Here is a 20650-nt window from a genome sequence, read left to right as displayed (position 1 = left end):
TGGTCTGGAAAGGCAGGGCCAGGCGGTCAGCCCGATTATAACAAGCGCGGCCGTTTTACCTTATGACACAGGCAACAGCATCACCAGTTTCAAGTCGTGCTGGCGCGCCAGGTGCAGGGTCACTTGATTGAACGCAAGCAGGCCCTGTTGCGCATGCCGGAACTGGCGCAAGCCGCCATCGCGGCCCTGCACCTGCTGCGCGCCCCACCACTGGCGAAATTCAAGGCTGGCATCGGCCAGTTCGGCGATCAGGCCGGCCAGCGGCGCTTGGTCCGCCTGCCGGCCGATATCGGCGCGAAACTCTGCTACCAGCCGCTGCGCCCGCTCGGGCCAGCCGACGACCAGGTCGCGCGCCCCCGCGTCCAGGAACATGAAGCGCAGCTGGTTCGGTGCGGATGCATCGTCGTGCAGCCAGCCGGCAAACAAGGTGGATGCCGCCCCGTTCCACGCCACGGCATTCCATGCGCGGTCGAGGATATACGCGGGCGCGTCGATGGCGGCGACGATGGCGGCCAGCTCGGCGGCGGCAGGTCCCCCGCCCTCGCCTGCGCCATGGCTGGGGTCATGCTTGTCGGCCACCTCGAACAGATAGGCGCGCTCGGCCGCGCTCAGCTGCAGCACCTGCGCCAGGCGGGCCAGCATCTTGGCCGACGCCGACACGGGCCGCCCCTGCTCCAGCCACGTCAGCCAGGTGGGGCTGACATCGCACAGCTGCGCCAGCTCTTCGCGCCGCAAACCGGGCGTGCGCCGCCGCCCGCCGCCGGGCAAGCCAGCCATGGCGGGGGTGACGGCCTCGCGCCGGGCGCGGATGAATTCAGCAAGTTTGTTCGACATGACGGGGAAGCATGGTAGTAGATATACCAGTATAAGTTATGGTCTTGTTACAGGATAATTTTATCCTTATTCTGCAGGAACTCAGCCATCCACAGGAGAAAACCATGCAGCAGCACGATGTCGTTACCGAACAGTTTGGCAAGACGGCCAATGCCTACCTGAGCAGCGCCGTACACGCGCAAGGCGCCGACTTGGTGCTGATGCAGGAATGCGCGCGCCGCCATGGCAAGCCCGTCGTCCTGGACCTGGGCTGCGGCGCCGGCCACGCCAGCTTCGCCGTCGCCCCCGTGGCGCAATCCGTGGTCGCCTATGACCTGGCGCAGCCCATGCTCGACGTGGTCGACTGCGCCAGGGTGCAGCGCGGCTTGCACAATATCAGCACGCAACAGGGCGACGTGGCCCGCCTGCCGTTTGCCGACGCCAGCTTCGACATGGTCGTCACGCGCTTTTCCGCGCACCACTGGAACGACGTGGCGGGAGCGCTGGCCGAAGCGTGGCGCGTGCTGCGCCCGAACGGCACCTTATTAGTGGTCGACATCGTCGCGCCCAAGACGGCCCTCTACGACAGCACCTTGCAGGCGGTGGAAATGCTGCGCGACGCGTCCCACGTACGCGACTACCGCAGCTGCGAATGGGGCGCCAAGTTCGACAACGCTGGTTTTAGCCACAGCTTGCGCAGCGTGTGGAAACTGACCATGCAGTTCGACGAGTGGGTGGCCCGCATGCGCACGCCAGGCGAAAGAGTGGCGGCCATCCGCAACCTGTTCGACGGCGCGCCCGAGGAAGCGCGCAAGTATTTTGCGCTGCAGGACGATTATTCGTTCAGCATCGATGCGGCCATGTTCGAGGCACGCAAGCCGTCGGTACAATAAAAAAACGGCGCCGATGGCGCCGTTTTTACGTCAAAAAAGGACAAGTCCCTGAAAAATGTTCAGGGCAAGGCGCATTGCCGCAGGCAGTACGAGTAGTACGCCAAGGCAGTGCAACGCCGCCATGGACTTTTTCTCAGGGACTTAAGCCAGTTGGCCCAGCAAGGTTTCCGCATTCGACACTTCAAATTTGCCGCCTTGCTCGATGTTCAATTGCGTCACGACGCCATTGTCGACCAGCAACGAGTAACGCTGCGAGCGCGTGCCCATGCCGTGCTTGGAAAAATCGGCGTCCAGGCCCAGGGCCTTGCTGTAGGCGGCATTGCCGTCAGCCATCATGCGCACGATGCCAGTAGCTTTCTGGTCGCGGCCCCAGGCGCCCATCACGAACGCGTCGTTGACGGAGATGCACCAGATTTCATCGACGCCTTTGGCTTTCAGGTCGGCGGCGTGCTTGACGTAGCCTGGCACGTGCTGTGCGGAGCAGGTCGGGGTGTAGGCGCCTGGCAGGCCGAAGATGGCGATCTTCTTGCCCTTGACCAAGTCTTGCACGTTGAACGTGTTCGGGCCCAGTGCGCAGCCTTCGGTTTCGCTTTCGATGAATTCAGCCAGGGTGCCTTCTGGCAGGGTGTCGCCGATCTTGATGGTCATGTTGACTCCTTGTGTACTGTCGGTTGAAGGCGCCGCCCGTTCCATGGAGCGGACAGCGCCCGTGATCTGGTTCTGCCGGCATGCTGCCGACACTGCGCGATAGTATGCCTGACTTGCCGTATTTGTGCAGAAAGTGGCAGGAAAGGCAAAGGCAAAAGTCAAAAAACCGGCAAAAAAAAACGGCGACCCTCAGGCCGCCGTCATGTTTGCTGACATCAGATCACCTCCGGTCACCTAATCACATGAAAAATGCGCAGGGCAAGGCGCATGGCCGAAGACAGTACGACTGTACGGCAAGGCTATTCAACGCCGCCATGGGCTTTTTTCACTGTGATTAGTCGGCTTGTTTGCGCAGGAAGGCTGGAATATCGTACGTCTCCATGCCATTCTTTTCCATCGCGCGCACCTGCTCGGAAGCCGACTCGCGGCGCCATACCGCCGGCGCTTTCATGCCGTCGAAACCGGCTGCCGGCGTAGCCACGCCAACCGTCGTCGTCGCCGCTTGCGCGCTACCCATGGCAGCCGATGGAGTCAACGGGCTGTTGTGGGTGCCGGTGCGCAGCACTTGCTGCGGTACCAGCTGGATGTTTTTCTTCGCGCGGCCCAGGCCCGTGGCCACCACGGTAACGCGGATGTCGTCGCCCATGGCGTCGTCGTAGGCGATACCTTGCGCGATCGACGCGTCCGGCGCGGCAAACGCGCGCACGGCGGCCATGACTTCCTTGATCTCTTTACCTTTCAAGCCACGGCTGGCCGTGACGTTGACCAGCACGCCGCGCGCGCCGGACAGGTCGATGCCATCCAACAGCGGCGAAGCGACAGCCTGTTCCGCGGCGATGCGCGCGCGATCGACGCCGGACGCCGTCGCCGTGCCCATCATGGCCTTGCCCTGCTCGCCCATGATGGTTTTCACGTCGTTGAAGTCGACGTTGATATGGCCCGGCACGTTGATGATCTCGGCAATACCGGCCACCGCGTTGTTGAGCACATCATCGGCATGCTGCATCCATTCCAGCATGCTTTCGTCTTCGTAGATCTCTTCCAGTTTTTCGTTAAGGATGATGATCAGCGAATCGACGTGCAGGGACAGCTGCTCCAGTCCTTCGTCGGCGATGTCCATGCACTTCTGGCCTTCATACGAGAATGGCTTGGAAACCACGGCCACCGTCAGCGCGCCCAGTTCCTTGGCCACTTCAGCCACGATAGGAGCGGCGCCCGTGCCCGTACCGCCGCCCATGCCGGCAGCGATGAAGACCATGTGCGCGCCGCGCAGCGAATCGGCGATGCGCGTGCGCGATTCTTCCGCCAGCTGGCGGCCGACGGCAGGCTTCATGCCGGCGCCCAGACCGGTATCGCCGATCTGGATGATGTTGTGGGCCTTCGATGTCGACAGGGCCTGTGCGTCGGTATTGGCGGCAATGAACTCCACACCCGACATGCCTTTGTTGATCATGTGTTGGACTGCATTGCCACCCGCACCGCCGACGCCGACGACCTTGATGACGGTACCTAAAGCTGTGTTATCGACCATATCGAACTCCATGATGTGCTCCTATCAGATGCGGTTTCCAAGCGCCAGGCCTCATATTGGTAGGAGAACTGGAGATTGAAAACTGCGGTTAAATATAAAATAAAGTTATGTGTGTGTACCTGCGATGCTGCCAAAAAAACCTGACCTACCGGGCGTAAATCAAGCCCTTAAAAATTCCCTAAAAACCATTCCTTCATGCGCTGCCAGACTGCCTTCACCGAGCCGTCCTGACGCGTCACGATGTGGCCGCGCAGGTATTGCTTCTTCGCTTCCAGCAGCAGGCCCAATACCGTGGCATAGCGAGGACTGCGCACCACGTCGGCCAGCTGGCCCCGATACTCGGGCGTGCCAAGGCGCGCCGGTTTCAGGAAAATGTCTTCCGCCATTTCCACCATGCCGGGCATGATGGAGGTGCCGCCCGTGAGCACGATGCCCGACGACAGCACGCCTTCGTAGCCGGATTCGCGCACCACCTGGTGCACCATCGCGAACAGCTCTTCGACGCGTGGCTCGATCACTGCCGCCAGCGCCTGGCGCGACAGGTTGCGCGGGCCGCGGTCGCCCAGGCCAGGCACTTCCAGCGATTCCCCGGGATCGGCCAGGACCTGCTTGGCCACGCCATAGCGGATCTTGATTTCTTCCGCTTCCGCGGTCGGGGTGCGCAAGGCCATGGCGATGTCGTTGGTGATCTGGTCGCCGGCGATGGGAATGACTGCCGTATGGCGGATCGCGCCATCGGAGAATACCGCCACATCGGTCGTGCCGCCGCCGATGTCGATCAGCACCACGCCCAGTTCCTTCTCGTCGGGCGTGAGTACCGCGTCGGCAGACGCCATCGGCTGCAGAATCAGGTCCGACACTTCCAGGCCGCAGCGACGCACGCACTTGACGATGTTCTGCACCGCCGACACGGCGCCGGTGACGATATGCACCTTCACCTCCAGGCGGATGCCGCTCATGCCGATAGGCTCGCGCACATCTTCCTGGCTGTCGACGATGAACTCTTGCGGCACCGTGTGCAGCAATTGCTGATCGGTCGGAATGTTAACCGCTTTTGCCGTCTCGATGACGCGCGCCACGTCGGTCGCCGTCACTTCCTTGTCCTTGATGGCCACCATGCCGCTGGAATTGAAGCTGCGGATATGGCTGCCCGCAATACCCGCATACACATTGCGGATCTTGCAGTCGGCCATCAGCTCGGCCTCTTCCAGCGCGCGCTGGATGGACTCCACCGTGGCCTCGATATTGACCACCACGCCCTTTTTCAGGCCCTTCGATTCGTGCTGGCCCAGCCCGATCACTTCGTGGCGCCCGTCGGACATCACTTCGGCTACCACCGCCACCACTTTCGAGGTGCCGATGTCGAGGCCGACGATCAGGTTTTTCGCGTCTTTTGTCATTTCTTTCGCCTAGTTTTTTGGGCTATTAATTGATTGATTAATTGATTATTCGGTTAAGTCGGTTTTTTAATCGGACTGCCATTTTTCTTCTTGATTGCCGCTGCCGGCCTGCCATCCTTGCCTTCGGCCGGTATCACCAGGCCGGCGGAACTGAGCGCCAGGCCATTCTGGTAACGCATATCGATCGTGTCGATATTTTCCAGCCGGCTCGCCAGCTGCGGGTAGATGCCAACCAGCCGGTCGACCCGCGCCTTCAGTGTCGTATGATTCTGTTCGCGCCCCAGCGCCACGCTCATGCCGTTATCCAGTTTTACGGTCCACGCATAGCGGCTCGACAGCGACAGGGTTTCCGGCACCATCTTCAACGGCGCAAACCACTTTGCCAGCTGTACGTAGGTCGCCAGCACTTCCTTTTCGCTGCCATCGGGGCCGGCAAACGCAGGCAATTCATGGTCGTCTTCCGCCTCGGCCACGTTCGCCGTAAACACGTCGCCCTTGACCGACAGCAGGCGACCATCCTCGCCCCAGGTACCCAGCGCTTCATGTTCTTCCAGCGCCACGATCAGCTGGTTCGGCCATTCGCGGCGCACGCTGGCACGGCGTACCCAGGGTACCGACTCGAACACGCCGCGCACGCTTTCCAGATTGGTCGTGAAAAAATTGCCCTTTATGCGGCCCAGCGTACCGCTGCGCAGGGTCAGGTAATTCACATGCCGCAAGCCCTTGTCGTCCGCGCTTTCCACCTTGATGGTGCGCAGGTCAAACATGGGACGCTGCGAGACCCACCAGACGCCGGCTGCCACGCACACGACCAGAACCGCGGCCAGCAAGCCGTTGGCGGTCGTATTCAGGCTTTTAGCGTCATGCCACATATCAGTGCTGTCCCTTGTGCATTTTCAGGCGCGCGTCGGCGACGATTTCCAGGCACAGGTCTTCATAGCTGATGCCCACCGCGCGCGCCGCCATCGGCACGAGCGAATGGCCCGTCATGCCGGGCGAGGTATTCACTTCCAGCAGGAACAGCTTGCTGTCGGCCGCACGCATCAGCACATCGACCCGTCCCCAGCCTTCGCAGCCGAGGGCGCGGTAGGCTTCCACGGCGATGCGTTCCATCTCCGCGATGATCGCCGGATCCAGCTGCGGCGGGCAGAAATACTGCGTATCGTCCGTGAAGTACTTGTTCTGGTAGTCGTAATTGCCTTGCGGCGCGACGATTTCAATCGGCGGCAGCGCGCGCGCCGTGGCGCCCTTGCCCAGGATCGCCACGGTGAATTCGCGGCCCTTGATGAATTCCTCGGCCAGCACCGAATCATCGAGACCGGCGGCGACGTCGTAGGCGGCCTGGAAGGCCGACGCTTCGTTGACGGTCGTGATGCCGATGCTCGAGCCTTCATGCGGCGGCTTGACGATCAGCGGCAAGCCCAGTTCCGCGGCCACCTGGGCCAGGTCCGAGCTGTCGTCCAGCACCGCGTACTGCGGCGTCGGCAGCTTGTGCATCAGCCATATCATCTTGGTATAGACCTTGTCCATGCCCACCGCGCAAGCCATCACGCCGCTGCCCGTGTAGGGAATGCCCAGTTGTTCCAGCGCGCCCTGCAGGCTGCCGTCTTCGCCGAAGCGGCCGTGCAGCGCGATGAAGACGCGGTCGAATTTTTCAGCGGCCAGTTCGGCCAGGCTGCGCTCGCCCGTGTCGAAGCCATGCGCATCCACGCCATGGCTGATCAAGGCGGCCAGCACGCCCGTGCCGGACATCAGCGACACTTCGCGCTCGGCCGAGCTGCCGCCGAACAGGACGCCGACCTTGCCCAATTGTTTTACATCGATAGCTGAAGCTTGGTTCACATCAGGCCTTTACAGTGTTGGATTGATACGTAGTCAGTTGTTGCGGGATGCCGCTGATGGAACCCGCGCCCATGGTCAGCACGACGTCGCCGTCGCGCGCCACGCTCATGATCGTGTCGGCCATGTCGGTCATGGATTCGACGAAGATCGGTTCGATCTTGCCGCGCGCGCGCAGCGCATGCGCCAATGCGCGGCCGTCGGCGGCAACGATAGGCGCTTCGCCAGCCGCATACACCTCGGACAGCAGCAGCACGTCGGGCGCGCCCAGCACCTTGACGAAATCCTCGAACAGGTCGCGCGTGCGGCTGTAGCGGTGCGGCTGGAAGGCCAGCACCAGGCGGCGGCCCGGGTAGGCGGCGCGCGCAGCGGCCAGGGTCACTTCCGTTTCCACCGGATGGTGGCCGAAATCGTCGACCAGGGCGAAGCTGCCGCCATTCGGCAGCGCCACGTCGCCGTAGCGCGTGAAGCGCCGGCCCACGCCGGAAAACTCCGCCAGGCCCTGCTGCGTGGCGCTGTCGGCGATGCCGATTTCGCGCGCGATGGCAATCGCCGAGCAGGCATTCTGCACATTGTGCATGCCAGGCTGGTTCAGCACCACGTCCAAGTCCGGGTAGCCTTCCTGCAGCACGGTGAAATGCATTTCCAGGCCCACGGCGCGCGCGTTGATGGCGCGCACCTGCGCGTCTTCCGCAAAACCATAGGTGGTGACGGGCTTGGTGACGGACGGGATGATGGCACGCACGTGTGGATCATCGATGCACAGCATGGCGCGGCCATAGAACGGCAAGCGGTGCGTGAATTGCACGAAAGCCTGCTTGAGCTTTTCGAAGTCGTGCTCGTAGGTGTCCATGTGATCGGCGTCGATATTCGTGATCACTTCGATCATCGGCGTGAGATTCAGGAACGAGGCGTCCGATTCATCGGCTTCGGCCACCAGGTAGTCGCCCGAACCCAACTTGGCGTTCGCGCCGGCGCTGGTCAGGCGGCCGCCGATCACAAAAGTAGGATCGAGGCCACCCTGCGCCAGCACGGAAGCGACCAGGCTGGTCGTCGTCGTCTTGCCGTGCGTGCCGGCGATCGCGATGCCGCGTTTCAGGCGCATCAACTCGCCAAGCATCACGGCGCGCGGCACCAGCGGAATCTTGCGCGCACGGGCGGCCGCCACTTCAGGATTGTCTTGCGGGACGGCGCCCGACGTCACCACCGCATCGGCGTCGCCGATATTTTCCGCCGCGTGACCGAGCATGACAGTCGCGCCCAGGCTCGCGAGGCGCTGCGTCGCCGCATTGCTGCCCAGGTCGGAGCCCGACACCTTGTAGCCCAGGTTGACCAGCACTTCGGCGATGCCGCTCATGCCGCTGCCGCCAATGCCGACAAAGTGGATATTGTTTACTTTATGCTTCACAGAGCTAACCTCATGCCAGTTTTTCCAATACGTGTGCGATCGCCTCATTGGCGTCGCGCTTGCCTGCTGCCAGTGCTGCCTGCGCCATCTGCTGGCAAGTATCGCGGCTCAGCGACGCCAGCAGCGCGCTCAGCGACGCGGCACTCATTTCCGTCTGCGGCAGATGAATCGCCGCGCCTTGCTGCGCCATCCATTGCGCGTTGTCGCGCTGGTGGCTGGTGGTCGACGCCACCAGCGGCACGAGCACGCTGGCCACGCCGGCCGCCGTCAATTCCGACAGGGTGATGGCGCCAGCGCGGCAAATCACCAGGTCGGCCTCGGTATACGCCTTGGCCATGTCGTCGATGAAATCGACCACATTGGCTTGCACGCCCGCCTGCGCATACGCGGCATGCAGGGCGTCGATATTCTTCTTGCCCGACTGGTGCGTGACCAGCGGACGCTCGCCTTCCGGCATCAGCGCCAGCGCGGCAGGCAGGCTGTCGTTCAGCGCTTTCGCACCCAGGCTGCCACCTACCACGAGGATGCGCAATGGGCCGCTGCGGCCCGCAAAGCGCGGCGCCGGCGGCTCCATGGCGAGGATTTCCGCGCGCACGGGATTGCCCGTCACGACGGCCTTGCCGGCGGCGCTGCCGAAATCGGCGGGAAAGCCGAAGCACACTTGCTGCGCCAGCGGCACCAGGGTCTTGTTCGACAACAGCAGCGCCGCGTCGGCATTGACCAGCACCAGCGGCACGCCTTTCAGGCGCGCCATCAGGCCGCCAGGCACAGTGACGTAGCCGCCCATGCCCATCACCACGTCCGGCTTGCGGCTGGCGATGAAACGGCGGATGGCAAAAAAGCTGGCCAACATCTTGAAGCCGCCTTGAATGGTATGCGCCAAGCCCTTGCCGCGCATGCCGGAAAATGCGATGGCATCCATGGGAATGCCGCTCTTCGGCACCAGCTCCTGCTCCATGCCGTGAGTGGTGCCCAGCCAGCTCACTTCCCAGCCGCGCGCGCGCATCGTCTGCGCAATCGCCAGGCCCGGGAAAATATGACCGCCAGTGCCGGCCGCCATGATCATCAGTCTTTTCGTCGTTTTCAAGTTCGTCGCGTTGTTCATAGCCGGCCTCCCCGCATGAGGATCCGGTTTTCGTAATCGATGCGCAGCAAAATCGCCAGGCCGATACAGTTAATCAGTACGCCCGTGCCGCCATAACTCATCAAGGGCAAGGTCAGGCCCTTGGTCGGCAGCAGGCCCAGGTTCACGCCCATGTTGATGAAGGTCTGCACGCCGATCCAGATGGCGATGCCTTTCGCCGTCAGTCCCGCGAAGGTTTGGTCGATGGCGATCGCCTGGCGGCCGATGTCGAACGCCCGCTTGATAATCCAGTAAAACATGCCGATCACGACCAGCACGCCCACCAGGCCCAGCTCCTCGCCGATCACGGCCAGCAGGAAGTCCGTGTGCGCTTCGGGCAGGTAATGCAGTTTTTCCACGCTGCCGCCCAATCCCACGCCAAACAGTTCGCCGCGCCCGAAGGCGATCAGCGAGTGTGTCAACTGGTAAGCCTTGTTCAGGGCATTGTCTTCCTGCCACGGGTCAAGATACGCAAAAAACCGCTCGCGGCGGAATTTCGACAGGGCGATGATGGTAACGAAAATCGCCGTCAGCATGGCGCCGATACCGCCGAACCAAATGGCGTTGACACCACCCAGGAACAGGATACCCATGGCGATGCAGACGATCACGCCGAAGGCGCCCAGATCGGGCTCCATCAGCAGCAGCAGGCCGACGAAGCTGACGGCCAGCGCCATCGGCATGAAGCCCTTGGTCAGCTTGTGCATGTATTCCTGCTTGCGCACCGTGTAATCGGCCGCATACAGCACCATCACCACCTTCATCAGCTCGGACGGCTGCGGCCGCAGGCCCGGCAGGTTCAGCCAGCGGCGGCCGCCGTTGACCGACACGCCCAGGCCAGGTATCAGCACCATCACCAGCAGCACCAGGGTGCCGATGAACAGCCACGGCGCCATCTTTTGCCAGGTGGCGACGGGGATGCGGAACACCATCGCGCCGACGATGATCGACACGCCGATGAACAGCGCCTGGCGCACGACAAAATAATTGTTCGTGTAGGCGGCAAACTTGCGTGCATCCGACAGCGAGATCGACGCCGAATACACCATCACCATGCCCAGCAACATGAGCAGCAGGACGACCCATACCAGCGGCTTGTCATAGTCCATCATCTTCGATTGCCGCGCGCGGCTATCCAGCGGCTTGGCAGCCGAGCCGGAACCAAAGCTGAAGGGCAGTTGGAAAGCCATCAGATATCCTGTCCGTTTTCCAGGGCGATGTCGCGCACGGCGTCGACAAACACCTGCGCGCGATGCGCATAGTTCTTGAACATGTCCAGGCTGGCGCACGCGGGCGACAGCAGCACGGCATCGCCAGCCAGCGCCAGGCTGCTGGCGCGCTTGACGGCTTCCGGCAAGGTGGCGCAGTCGACGATGTCCACGCCGGCCGGTTCGAGGGCCGCGCGCAAGGCCGGGGCATCGCGTCCGATCAGCACCACGGCGCGCACGTAGCGCGATACGGGTTCGGCCAGCGGCGAGAAATCCTGCCCCTTGCCATCGCCGCCGGCGATCAGCACCAGGCGCTGTTCCGCGCCGCCAAACGCCTTGCCCAGACCGAACAGGGCCGCCACGGTCGCGCCCACATTCGTGCCCTTGCTGTCGTCGTAGTATTCAACCTCGCCCACTGCCGTGATCAGCTCCACGCGATGCGGCTCGCCCTGGTATTCGCGCAAACCATGCAGCAGCGGCGCGAATGGCAGGCCGATGGCGCGACACAGGGCCAGCGCCGCCAGCGCATTCGAGGCATTGTGCTGGCCGCGGATTTTCAGCGCGTCGGCCGGCATCAGCTTTTTCGCCATCGTCGGCACCGGTTCCGGCGCCGGATCGTTCTTCCTGCGTTTTTTCTCAATCACTTCTTCGCTGGGCACAGCTTGCGCCAGCCAGAAGATGCCACGTTCATTGACCAGGCCAAAGCTGTCGACTTCCGCCGGTTCGCCCGTGCCGAAGGTGATGGTTTCGACCAACGGGTCGGCCATGTGCATCACGGCCGCATCGTCGCGGTTCAATATGCGCACGGTCTGGTCGCCGAAGATGCGCGCCTTGTCGGCGGCGTAGGCGGCCATGTCGCCATGCCAGTCCAGATGGTCCTGCGACAGATTCAAGACCGTAGCCGCATCGGCCTGCAGGCTGAATGTCGTGTGCAGCTGGAAGCTGGATAATTCCAGGATCCACGCTTGCGGCAAGGTGCTGGCGGCGGGTTCCGCCGCTTCAGCCTCCGCATCCACCGGCTGCGGCGCAGGCTCGGCATCGAGCACTTCGCGCAGCACGTCCAGCGCGGCCGGGCTGATATTGCCGGCCACGCGCGTGGCAAGGCCGGCGCGTTCGCACAACAAGCCTACGAGGCTGGTGACGGTCGTCTTGCCATTCGTTCCCGTAATGGCGATGACTTTCGGAGCATAGCCGCGTTCCGCCTTCAAGGCGGCCAGCGCCTGCGCGAACAGTTCGATTTCGCCCCACACGGGGATGTTTTTCTCAGTAGCGGCCGGCGCAATCTGCGCCAGTTCGCGGCCCGGCGCGAGGCCTGGGCTGACGGTGACAAAGTCCACGCCGTCAAGCAAGTCGGCCGTGAAGGCGCCGGCGATGAACTGCGCCTGCGGTACGGCGGCCTGCAACGCGGCGAGGCGCTCCGGGGCCTCCCTTGTGTCGGCCACGCGCACGGTCGCACCACTGCGGGCCAGCCACAGGGCCATGGCCAGGCCTGACTCCCCGAGGCCCAGTACCAGTGCGGTTTTAGCGTCGTACATCATCAGCGCAGCTTCAAGGTGGTCAGGCCGAGCAGCACCAGCATCATGGTGATGATCCAGAAACGCACGACAACCTGCGTCTCCTTCCAGCCTTTTTGTTCAAAATGGTGATGCAATGGCGCCATCAGGAAGACGCGACGGCCAACGCCAAAGCGCTTCTTGGTGTACTTGAACCAGACGACCTGGATGATCACGGACAGCGTTTCAACCACGAAGATGCCGCCCATGATGAACAGGACGATTTCCTGGCGCACGATGACGGCGATGGTACCCAGTGCGCCGCCCAGCGCCAGCGCGCCCACGTCGCCCATGAATACTTTCGCGGGGTGGGTGTTATACCAAAGGAAGGCCAGGCCGGAACCGGCCAGCGCGCCGCAGAAGATCACCAGTTCGCCGGCGCCCGGGATATGCGGGATGAACAGGTAGCGCGCATACGTGGCATTACCAGTCAGGTAGGCGAACAGACCCAGGGCCGTGCCCACCATCACGGTCGGCATGATGGCCAGGCCGTCAAGGCCATCGGTGAAATTGACGGCGTTGCTGGTGCCGACGATGACGCAATACGTCAGCGCGATGAAGCCCCACACGCCCAGCGGATAGCTGATGGTCTTGAAGAAGGGGACGATCAGATCGGCCTTCGGCGGCAAGTCCATGGCGAAGCCCGACTGCACCCAGGCGTAGATCAGATTCCACACCTGGCCGGCATTGGGCTCGGAGATAGAGACGGAAAACGCCAGGTAAAACGCGGCGGCGATGCCGATCAGCGACTGCCAGAAGTATTTTTCGCGCGAGCGCATGCCTTCCGGATCCTGGTGCACCACCTTGCGGTAGTCGTCGGCCCAGCCGACGGCGCCAAAGCCCAAGGTGACGATCAGCACGGGCCAGATGAAACGGTTCGACAGGTCGGCCCACAGCAAGGTGGAAATGCCGATGGCGATAAGGATCAGCACACCGCCCATGGTGGGGGTGCCGTGTTTTTTCAGATGCGTTTGCGGGCCATCCGTACGCACGGCCTGGCCAACCTTCATGCGCGTGAGCATGCGGATCACGGCAGGACCGGCGCACAGGCCGATCAAGATCGCCGTCAGGGTGGCGAAGACGGCGCGGAACGTGATGAAGTTAAAGACCCGCAATGGGCCAATGTCGTCCTGGAAATAATGAGCGAGCCAGAGCAGCATGATTAGTGAGCTTCCTTGTTATTGTTGTTTGAACCAATCAAATGCTGCACGGCCCGTTCCATCTTCATGAAACGGGAGCCCTTGATTAATACTGTTGCATCCGAACGGCCGGACAAATGCGCATCGAGCGCCGCCAGCAAACCGTCGAACTGTTCGAAATACTCCACGACCGTGCCTGATTCCTGGCTCGCGGCTGCCTGTGCCGGATTGACCAGATGGCGCGCCAGACCGCCCGTCGCCAGCACGTGTTCGATGCCTTTGGCGGCGGCGTAGGCGCCGATCTCTTCGTGGAACTGCTGCCCCTGCGTGCCGACTTCACCCATCTCGCCCAGCACCAGGATGCGCGGTGCCGCGGCCTGCGCCAGCACATCGATGGCTGCGCGCGCCGAATCCGGATTGGCGTTATACGTGTCGTCGATGATGGTGGCGCCATTGGCGGCGCGTTTTTTCTGCAGCCGGCCGTTCACGGGAGAAAACGCCTCCAGGCCCTGCTTGATATGTTCTGGCGCGATGCCGACGCCGATAGCGCATGCCACTGCCGCCAGCGCATTGCGCACATTGTGTTCGCCTGCCGCCTGCAAGCCCACGAAGAACTGGCGCAAGCCGCCGTCCTGTGCGCGCACGCTGACGAACAGGTCGCTGCCAAAATCCTCGGCCGCGCGGTGCGTGCAGCTGACATCCGCCTCTTTCGACAGGCCGAAGGTGATGACGGCGCACGCGCCGGCCAGTTCGCGCCACACGGGCGTAAACTCATCGCCATGCGGGAAGACGGCCACGCCGTCATGCGCCAGGGCCGCCAGCGCGGCGCCGTTCTCGCGTGCCACCGCTTCCACCGTGTGCATGAATTCCTGATGCTCGCGCTGCGCATTGTTGACCATCGCCAGGGTTGGCGTGGCAATCGCCGCCAGGCGCGCAATCTCGCCAGGGTGGTTCATGCCCATCTCGATGACGGCTGCCTTATGCTGTTCGCTCAGGCGGAACAGGGTCAGGGGCACGCCGATCTCGTTATTCAGGTTGCCGCGCGTGGCCAGCCGGCCCTCTTCGCCAAAGGCTGCCGCCAGAATGGATGAAATCATCTCCTTGACTGTGGTCTTGCCATTGCTGCCGGTGACGCCGATGACGGGCAAATTGAAACGGCAGCGCCAGTGGTTGGCGATGCGGCCCAGCGCGGCCAGGGTATCGGCGACCACGATGGCCGGCACCTTGTTGCTGTCCCAGCCCGCCGGCAGGTGCTCGACCACCACGGCGGCGACGCCGCGCGCGGCCACCTGGTCGAGGAAATCGTGGGCGTCGAAACTCTCGCCGCGCAGGGCCACGAACAGCGAACCGGCTTGGGCGCTGCGGCTGTCGGTGGACACGCCGTCAAAAGCGGCGTCGCCCGTCAGCTGTGCGCCGTCCAGCGACGGCATCAATTCAGCCAGGCTCGCGTGCATCAGGCTATCCATCAATTCGTCCTCATCATCGTCAGGCGCGCGGACAGGGCCAGCTGCGCATGGTCGGCATCGGAGAACGGCAGTTTCTTGCCCTTGATTTCCTGGTACGGCTCATGGCCCTTGCCCGCCAACAGGATCACGTCCGGCTTGGCTGCGTGCTTGATGGCCGACAAAATGGCCCCGGCGCGGTCTTCGATGGCTTGCGGCTGCGGACCGTCGGCACGCATGCCAGCGACGATCTGCGCGATGATGGCGTGCGGGTCTTCGCTGCGCGGATTGTCGCTGGTGACCAGCACGTGGTCCGCCAGTTGCGCGATGGCGCCCATCTGCGGACGCTTGCCCGGATCGCGGTCGCCGCCGCAGCCAAATACGCACCACAGCTGGCCGCCCCGCTCCTGCGCCACCTGGCGCAAGGCGGACAGAGTTTTTTCCAGCGCGTCCGGTGTATGCGCGTAATCGATGACGACCATCGGCGCTTCCTGGCCGCCCACCTGCTGCATGCGGCCCGGGGCCGGCTGCAGGGATTCGATGCCGTCGATGGCGGCGCGCAGACCGGTACCATGCGCCAGCAAGGCGCCCAGCACGGCCAGCGCATTGCTGATATTGAAGTGGCCCACCAGCTGCGTCTTGATCAGCGCCACGCCCAGCGCGCATTCCAGATGGAAGTCGGTGCCGGCATTACGGCTGCGGAACTGGCTGGCGCGCAGCATCAGCACACCCTGCAAATCGGGCAAGGCGGCCGCATCCTGCAGGGTATAGCCGATGACCGGATACTCGCCTGCCAGCTTGCCGTCCACATGGCGGACCAGGCGCAAGCCCATGGGGTCGTCCAGGTTGATAACGGCCGTTTTCAGGCCGGGCCAATCGAACAGCTTGACCTTGGCTGCCTCGTAGGCTGCCATGTCGCCATGGTAGTCGAGGTGGTCGCGCGTCAAATTGGTAAACATGGCGACATCGAAATGCATGCCGGCCGCGCGTTCCTGGTCCAGGCCGATCGACGACACTTCGATGGCGACGGCCTTGGCGCCGGCGTCGCGCATGGCGGCGAGTTTGCGCGCCAGCAGCACGGCGTCCGGCGTGGTGTAGCCGGTCACGTCGAATTCGATGGCGCCGCGCGGCTTGCACAGGCCTACGCCCAGGGTGCCGATGACAGAAGAGGTTTCACCTAGGCGCGCCAGGGCTTGCGCCAGCCACAGCGCGCACGAGGTCTTGCCATTCGTGCCCGTCACGCCGGCGCTGAACATGGCGCTGTCGGGCATGTCGTAAACAGCATGCGCCACGGGGCCGGCCACGCGTTTCAGGTCGCTGACCAGCAGGTGCGGCACGCTCCATGCGGCGTTCCATTCAACGGCGTCGTGCACGATGGCGGCGGCGCCCTGCTCGATGGCCGCTTCGATGAAATGCGTCGCGCCCGCGTAGGCGAAAAACACGTCGCCGCGCTGCACGCGGCGCGAATCGGACGTCAGCTGCCCGGACGGGGCAGCCGTTTTGATCCACAAACTGATGTCTTGTATGGTCATGAGTGACTTCACATGGCCTCCGGGCCGGCATTGGCCGGGACCACGATTTCGGTAACGGAGGAATCGGGCGGTACGTTCATCGCGCGCAGCGCGTTGGTCGCAATCGCCGCGAAAGCGGGAGCGGCAACCTGGCCACCATAGTGGGCAGGGCCAGTCGGTTCATCGATCATCACGGCAATGATGAAGCGCGGTGCCGACATCGGCACCATGCCCACGAACGAGCCGATATATTTGCGCGGCATCGCATAGCGGCCGTTTTCCACTTTATAGGCGGTACCCGTCTTGCCGCCCACGCGGTAGCCGGCGACCTGGGCGCGCTTGGCCGAGCCGTGCGCGCCGGAGACCACAAGTTCGAGCATGGCGCGCATTTCGGCGGCCGTCTTCGGCTTGATCACTTGCTGGCCCACGGGCAGTTCATTGACCTTCTGGAACGACAGGGGAATCGTGTCGCCGTCGCGCGCGAACATCATGTACGAGCGCGCCAGTTGGATCAGCGAGACGGAAATGCCGTTACCGTAGCTCATGGTCGCCTGTTCCACCGGGCGCCACGATTTATACGGACGCACGCGGCCGGCCACGGCGCCGGGGAAACCCCATTTCGGCTGCTGGCCGAAGCCCACCTTGGTAAACATTTCCCACATTTCCTGCGACGGCATGCCCAGCGCGATCTTCGAGGTGCCGATGTTCGACGACATTTCGATGATTTCGGAGACATTGATCACGCCGTGCGGCTTGGTGTCGGTGATCGTGCGGTCGGCGATGGTGTAGCGGCCCGGGCCAGTGTCGATCAGGGTGCCCGGCTTGACCCGGCCCGTGTCGAGCGCCAGCGAGACCGTAATCGGTTTCAGGGTCGAACCAGGTTCAAAAGTATCGGTCATGACGCGGTTGCGCAGCTGTTGGCCCGTGAGTTTGCGGCGGTCGTTCGGGTCGTAGCTGGGGTAGTTGGCCAGGGCCAGCACTTCGCCCGTGTGCACGTCGAGCACCACGGCGCCGCCGGCCTTCGCATTGAATTTTTCCACCGCTTCCTTCAATTGCGTGAAGGCGATGTACTGGATCTTGCTGTCGACGGACAGGGTCAGGTCCTTGCCGTCGTGCGGTTCGTGGATGAAGCCGATGTCTTCGACGATGTGACCCAGGCGGTCCTTGATCACACGGCGGCTGCCGGTGGTGCCGACGAGGGTTTTCTGCTGCGCCAGCTCCATGCTTTCCTGGCCCACGTCTTCCACGTTGGTAAAGCCCACCACGTGGGTCATCACTTCGCCCTGTGGATAAAAGCGCTTGTATTCCTTGCGCTCATCGATGCCGTCGATGCCCAGCTTGGAAATCTTGTCGGCCACGTCCATCTCGACCTGGCGTTTCAGGTAAACGAAGCTGCGGTCCGAGTCGAGCTTCTTGCGCAATTCGTTGACGTTCATTTCCAGCAGGCCGGCCAGCGCATTGATTTTCTCGGGCGACGCCTGCAGCACGTCGTCGGGAATCGCCCAGATGGCTTTCACGGGCACGGACGAAGCGAGCACCTGGCCATTGCGGTCGGTGATCTTGCCGCGCGTGGCCGGCAATTCCAGCGTGCGCTCATAGCGCGCCTTGCCCTGCTTTTGCAGGAACTGGGTCGAGACGCCCTGCAGCCACAGGGCGCGCGCGCCCAGGCCGGCGAAAGCGAAGAACAGCAGGAACAGCACGACGCGCGAACGCCAGACGGGCAGGCGCACCGCCAGTACGGGGTTCTTCGAGAATGGCACGCCTTTCGATGCCGCCACCCGGCCGTTGCTGTTACCGCCCAACTTCATTATTCGCCCTCCGTCAGGTATTGCGTACGCGCCGCCGTCAGCGGCGTCATGCTCAGGTCGCGCCGCGCGATCGATTCGATGCGTTCATGTTTGCCCAAAGTGGACTGGTCCAGCTGCAGTTGTGCCCAGTCGATGTCGAGCTGGCGCGACAGTGCTTGCGCGCGCTCCAGGTCGATCAGCAGGTGGCGCGACTGGTATTGCGCGTTCACCAGCGACAGGCCGCAGCACACCAGCAGGGCCGACAGCACGACACACAGCTTGCCAGTCATCGGGCGCCGCCGTTTGCAGGGGCGGCCAGCGGCAGGCGCTGCGCCACGCGCATCACGGCCGAACGCGAACGGGGGTTGCCCTCGATCTCGGCGTCGGACGGCTTCATCTTCGAAATCAGCTTCATTTCCGGCTGCGGCAAGTCCACCGCGCGGATCGGCAGGCGGCGGTCAGGCTGCTCCACGTTCGCCTTCGAGGCGAAGAAGCGCTTGACCATGCGGTCTTCCAGCGAATGGAAACTGATCACGGCCATGCGCGCGCCGGGCGCCAGGCAGGCGTACGCCTGGTTCAGACCGATCTCGAGATCCTCGAGCTCTTTGTTAATGAAAATGCGTATGGCCTGAAAGGTGCGGGTAGCGGGGTCCTTACCCTTCTCGCGGGTCTTGACGGCGCCTGCCACGATGCCGGCAAGCTGTCGTGTGCTTGAAATTGGCTGGACTGCCCGGCCAGCAACAATCGCCTTTGCAATCTGAAAAGCAAACCGTTCTTCCCCATAATCGCGTATCACTTTCTCTAAATTCTGCTCGGTTTCCACCGCCAGCCATTCGGCCGCGGAGATGCCGCGCGTGGTATCCATGCGCATATCCAGCGGTCCGTCGTTGCGGAAGCTGAAACCGCGCGCCGCGTCGTCGACCTGCGGCGACGAGATGCCCAGGTCGAGCAGGATGCCGTCCACCTGCTGCACGCCGCGTTCGGCCAGGCTGGCCGTCATGGTGGCAAAGCTGTCGTGGACGATTTCAAAGCGGGGGTCGCCGATCTGTTCGGCCGTGGCGATCGCCTGCAAGTCCTTGTCGAAGCCGATCAGGCGCGCGTCGGAGGCCAGGCGCGACAAAATCAGGCGGCTATGGCCGCCGCGGCCAAACGTGCCATCGACGTAAATGCCGTGCGCGCGGTCGCCCGACAGGTCGAGCGCATCGACCGCTTCATCGAGCAGCACCGTGCGATGCTGAAATTCCGGCACCGTGAGTTGTGTCATTACGGAGCCTTAGAAAGAAAAATTGGAAAGTACATCGGGGGTGCCGGCATCGATCGCCTGCTGTTCTTTGTCGGCCAACTTGGCGGCATCCCATATTTCAAAGTGGCTGCCCATGCCGATCATCATGACTTCGCGCGCCAGCCCGACGGCGTTGCGCAATTCAGGCGAGATCAGCACGCGGCCGGCCGAGTCCAGCTCGACGTCGACGGCGTTGCCGAGGAAGATGCGCTGCCAGGCGCGCGCCGACATGGGCCAGGCGGCGATTTGCTGGCGGTGGCTTTCCCACACGGGACGGGGGAAAAACAGCAGGCAGCCATCGGGGTGTTTGGTCAGGGTCAAGCGGCCTTCGCATTGAATCGCCAGCGCGTCACGGTGCTTGGCAGGGATAGACATCCTGCCTTTGGCATCGAGATTGATTGCGGACGCGCCTTGAAACACGGAAGACCTTTTTTGAGCTTGGGTTGCGACGCTTGCGCATCATGATGAAAAGGGAAAATTTCCCACAAAAACACACTTTTTCACACAGTTGCCCACTTTAGAGGAAGCAAAGATAGTGGTCAAGCGGTTTCCGATTGGCAAAACAGGAATTTTATTAATGAAATTAAGGACTTAGCGCATATCGTTGAAGGAGTCTCAAATAAAAATATATCGATAAATTAGATACTTATGAAAGATAGTGAATGTGCTACCTCATCTGCACACATGTGTTTTCCTACCGTAAACATCGAAAAAAACGAAATCGAAAAATTGAATTTTTTACAGTTAGTTGACACATGACAATAATTTCGTCATCCAGACACAACAGCAATCAGCCGCAACGTAAGACTTGGTTTAAAGCAAAAAATAATCGTCCACGGCGCGTATCGGCCCTGTTTTCAGGGGTTGGCCTGACGCAGGAAAACTATTTTTGCAATGCAGCAATTAATTGTAGATAAGAAACTTTAACCAATTATTCACTTTTAGTTGTATATACAACTTTATCTTAAGTGCTATACTTTTAGAAACAAAAAAAGCCCCGTTGCGGGGGCTTTTGCGTGGCGCGCAGCAGGCAAAACGCCGCGGCCGAGGTGCCCCCTGGCAGACCAGGGAAC

The 20650-nt window shown here is 62.5% G+C and carries 18 protein-coding genes; 1 reads left to right on the top strand and 17 read right to left on the bottom strand.

Going from position 1 to position 20650, the window contains the following annotated elements; all coding sequences use genetic code 11:
* Positions 1-60: 60 nt before the first annotated feature.
* On the bottom strand, positions 61-834 hold the full coding sequence (locus O0881_RS26730; protein WP_289913662.1) for a helix-turn-helix transcriptional regulator: 774 nt from the start codon (positions 832-834) through the stop codon (positions 61-63).
* A 104-nt stretch (positions 835-938) separates the two neighbouring features.
* Between O0881_RS26730 and O0881_RS26725 the strand changes: the two genes are divergently transcribed.
* On the top strand, positions 939-1706 hold the full coding sequence (locus O0881_RS26725; protein ID WP_289913661.1) for a class I SAM-dependent methyltransferase: 768 nt from the start codon (positions 939-941) through the stop codon (positions 1704-1706).
* A 141-nt stretch (positions 1707-1847) separates the two neighbouring features.
* Here the strand turns inward: O0881_RS26725 and O0881_RS26720 are convergent, their stop codons facing one another.
* The 16 genes from O0881_RS26720 to mraZ form a co-directional block, all read right to left on the bottom strand.
* A complete protein-coding gene (locus tag O0881_RS26720; RefSeq protein ID WP_251351079.1) occupies positions 1848-2354 on the bottom strand; it encodes a peroxiredoxin in 507 nt (168 codons plus the stop codon).
* Positions 2355-2688: 334 nt separating this feature from the next.
* Positions 2689-3897, bottom strand: coding sequence for a cell division protein FtsZ (ftsZ, locus tag O0881_RS26715; RefSeq protein WP_034748865.1), 1209 nt, complete (start codon positions 3895-3897; stop codon positions 2689-2691).
* Between the two features lie 155 nt (positions 3898-4052).
* Positions 4053-5285 carry a cell division protein FtsA gene (gene ftsA / locus O0881_RS26710; protein WP_010394955.1) on the bottom strand — a complete coding sequence of 411 codons (1233 nt, stop codon included), beginning with the start codon at positions 5283-5285 and terminating at the stop codon, positions 4053-4055.
* A gap of 53 nt (positions 5286-5338) precedes the next feature.
* Positions 5339-6157, bottom strand: coding sequence for a cell division protein FtsQ/DivIB (locus O0881_RS26705; protein WP_099665427.1), 819 nt, complete (start codon positions 6155-6157; stop codon positions 5339-5341).
* Position 6158: 1 nt separating this feature from the next.
* Positions 6159-7127: a D-alanine--D-alanine ligase gene (locus tag O0881_RS26700; protein WP_289913660.1), complete on the bottom strand. Its 969-nt coding sequence runs from the start codon at positions 7125-7127 to the stop codon at positions 6159-6161.
* Position 7128: 1 nt separating this feature from the next.
* Entirely contained in the window at positions 7129-8532 is a 1404-nt protein-coding gene (gene murC / locus O0881_RS26695; RefSeq protein WP_131376196.1) for a UDP-N-acetylmuramate--L-alanine ligase, read from the bottom strand.
* Positions 8533-8542: 10 nt separating this feature from the next.
* Positions 8543-9637 (bottom strand): undecaprenyldiphospho-muramoylpentapeptide beta-N-acetylglucosaminyltransferase, encoded by a 1095-nt coding sequence (gene murG / locus O0881_RS26690; RefSeq protein WP_289913659.1) that lies wholly within the window; start codon positions 9635-9637, stop codon positions 8543-8545.
* Positions 9634-10845, bottom strand: a complete 1212-nt coding sequence (gene ftsW, locus O0881_RS26685) for a putative lipid II flippase FtsW (RefSeq protein WP_289900367.1) — start codon at positions 10843-10845, stop codon at positions 9634-9636. The genes murG and ftsW overlap by 4 nt, the downstream gene beginning before the upstream one ends.
* Entirely contained in the window at positions 10845-12401 is a 1557-nt protein-coding gene (murD, locus tag O0881_RS26680) for a UDP-N-acetylmuramoyl-L-alanine--D-glutamate ligase (RefSeq protein WP_289913658.1), read from the bottom strand. Before murD ends, ftsW begins: the two co-directional genes overlap by 1 nt.
* Positions 12401-13576 (bottom strand): phospho-N-acetylmuramoyl-pentapeptide-transferase, encoded by a 1176-nt coding sequence (gene mraY / locus O0881_RS26675; RefSeq protein ID WP_077399841.1) that lies wholly within the window; start codon positions 13574-13576, stop codon positions 12401-12403. Before mraY ends, murD begins: the two co-directional genes overlap by 1 nt.
* A 2-nt stretch (positions 13577-13578) precedes the next feature.
* The gene (murF, locus tag O0881_RS26670; RefSeq protein ID WP_289913691.1) at positions 13579-15009 is read right to left on the bottom strand and encodes a UDP-N-acetylmuramoyl-tripeptide--D-alanyl-D-alanine ligase; all 1431 of its coding nucleotides are present in this window, start codon (positions 15007-15009) and stop codon (positions 13579-13581) included.
* Positions 15010-15020: 11 nt separating this feature from the next.
* Positions 15021-16529, bottom strand: a complete 1509-nt coding sequence (locus tag O0881_RS26665) for a UDP-N-acetylmuramoyl-L-alanyl-D-glutamate--2,6-diaminopimelate ligase (RefSeq protein WP_289913657.1) — start codon at positions 16527-16529, stop codon at positions 15021-15023.
* An 8-nt stretch (positions 16530-16537) separates the two neighbouring features.
* Entirely contained in the window at positions 16538-18316 is a 1779-nt protein-coding gene (locus O0881_RS26660; RefSeq protein WP_034748891.1) for a penicillin-binding protein 2, read from the bottom strand.
* The gene (ftsL, locus tag O0881_RS26655) at positions 18316-18585 is read right to left on the bottom strand and encodes a cell division protein FtsL (protein ID WP_034748894.1); all 270 of its coding nucleotides are present in this window, start codon (positions 18583-18585) and stop codon (positions 18316-18318) included. The genes O0881_RS26660 and ftsL overlap by 1 nt, the downstream gene beginning before the upstream one ends.
* On the bottom strand, positions 18582-19559 hold the full coding sequence (gene rsmH / locus O0881_RS26650; protein WP_077399835.1) for a 16S rRNA (cytosine(1402)-N(4))-methyltransferase RsmH: 978 nt from the start codon (positions 19557-19559) through the stop codon (positions 18582-18584). The genes ftsL and rsmH overlap by 4 nt, the downstream gene beginning before the upstream one ends.
* A 9-nt stretch (positions 19560-19568) precedes the next feature.
* Positions 19569-19997: a division/cell wall cluster transcriptional repressor MraZ gene (gene mraZ / locus O0881_RS26645; protein WP_034748899.1), complete on the bottom strand. Its 429-nt coding sequence runs from the start codon at positions 19995-19997 to the stop codon at positions 19569-19571.
* Positions 19998-20650: the final 653 nt, after the last annotated feature.

The sequence above is a fragment of the Janthinobacterium sp. SUN100 genome, assembly GCF_030397705.1.
Classification (GTDB): domain Bacteria; phylum Pseudomonadota; class Gammaproteobacteria; order Burkholderiales; family Burkholderiaceae_D; genus Janthinobacterium; species Janthinobacterium kumbetense.
This window is presented reverse-complemented; position numbering and strand designations above follow the sequence as displayed.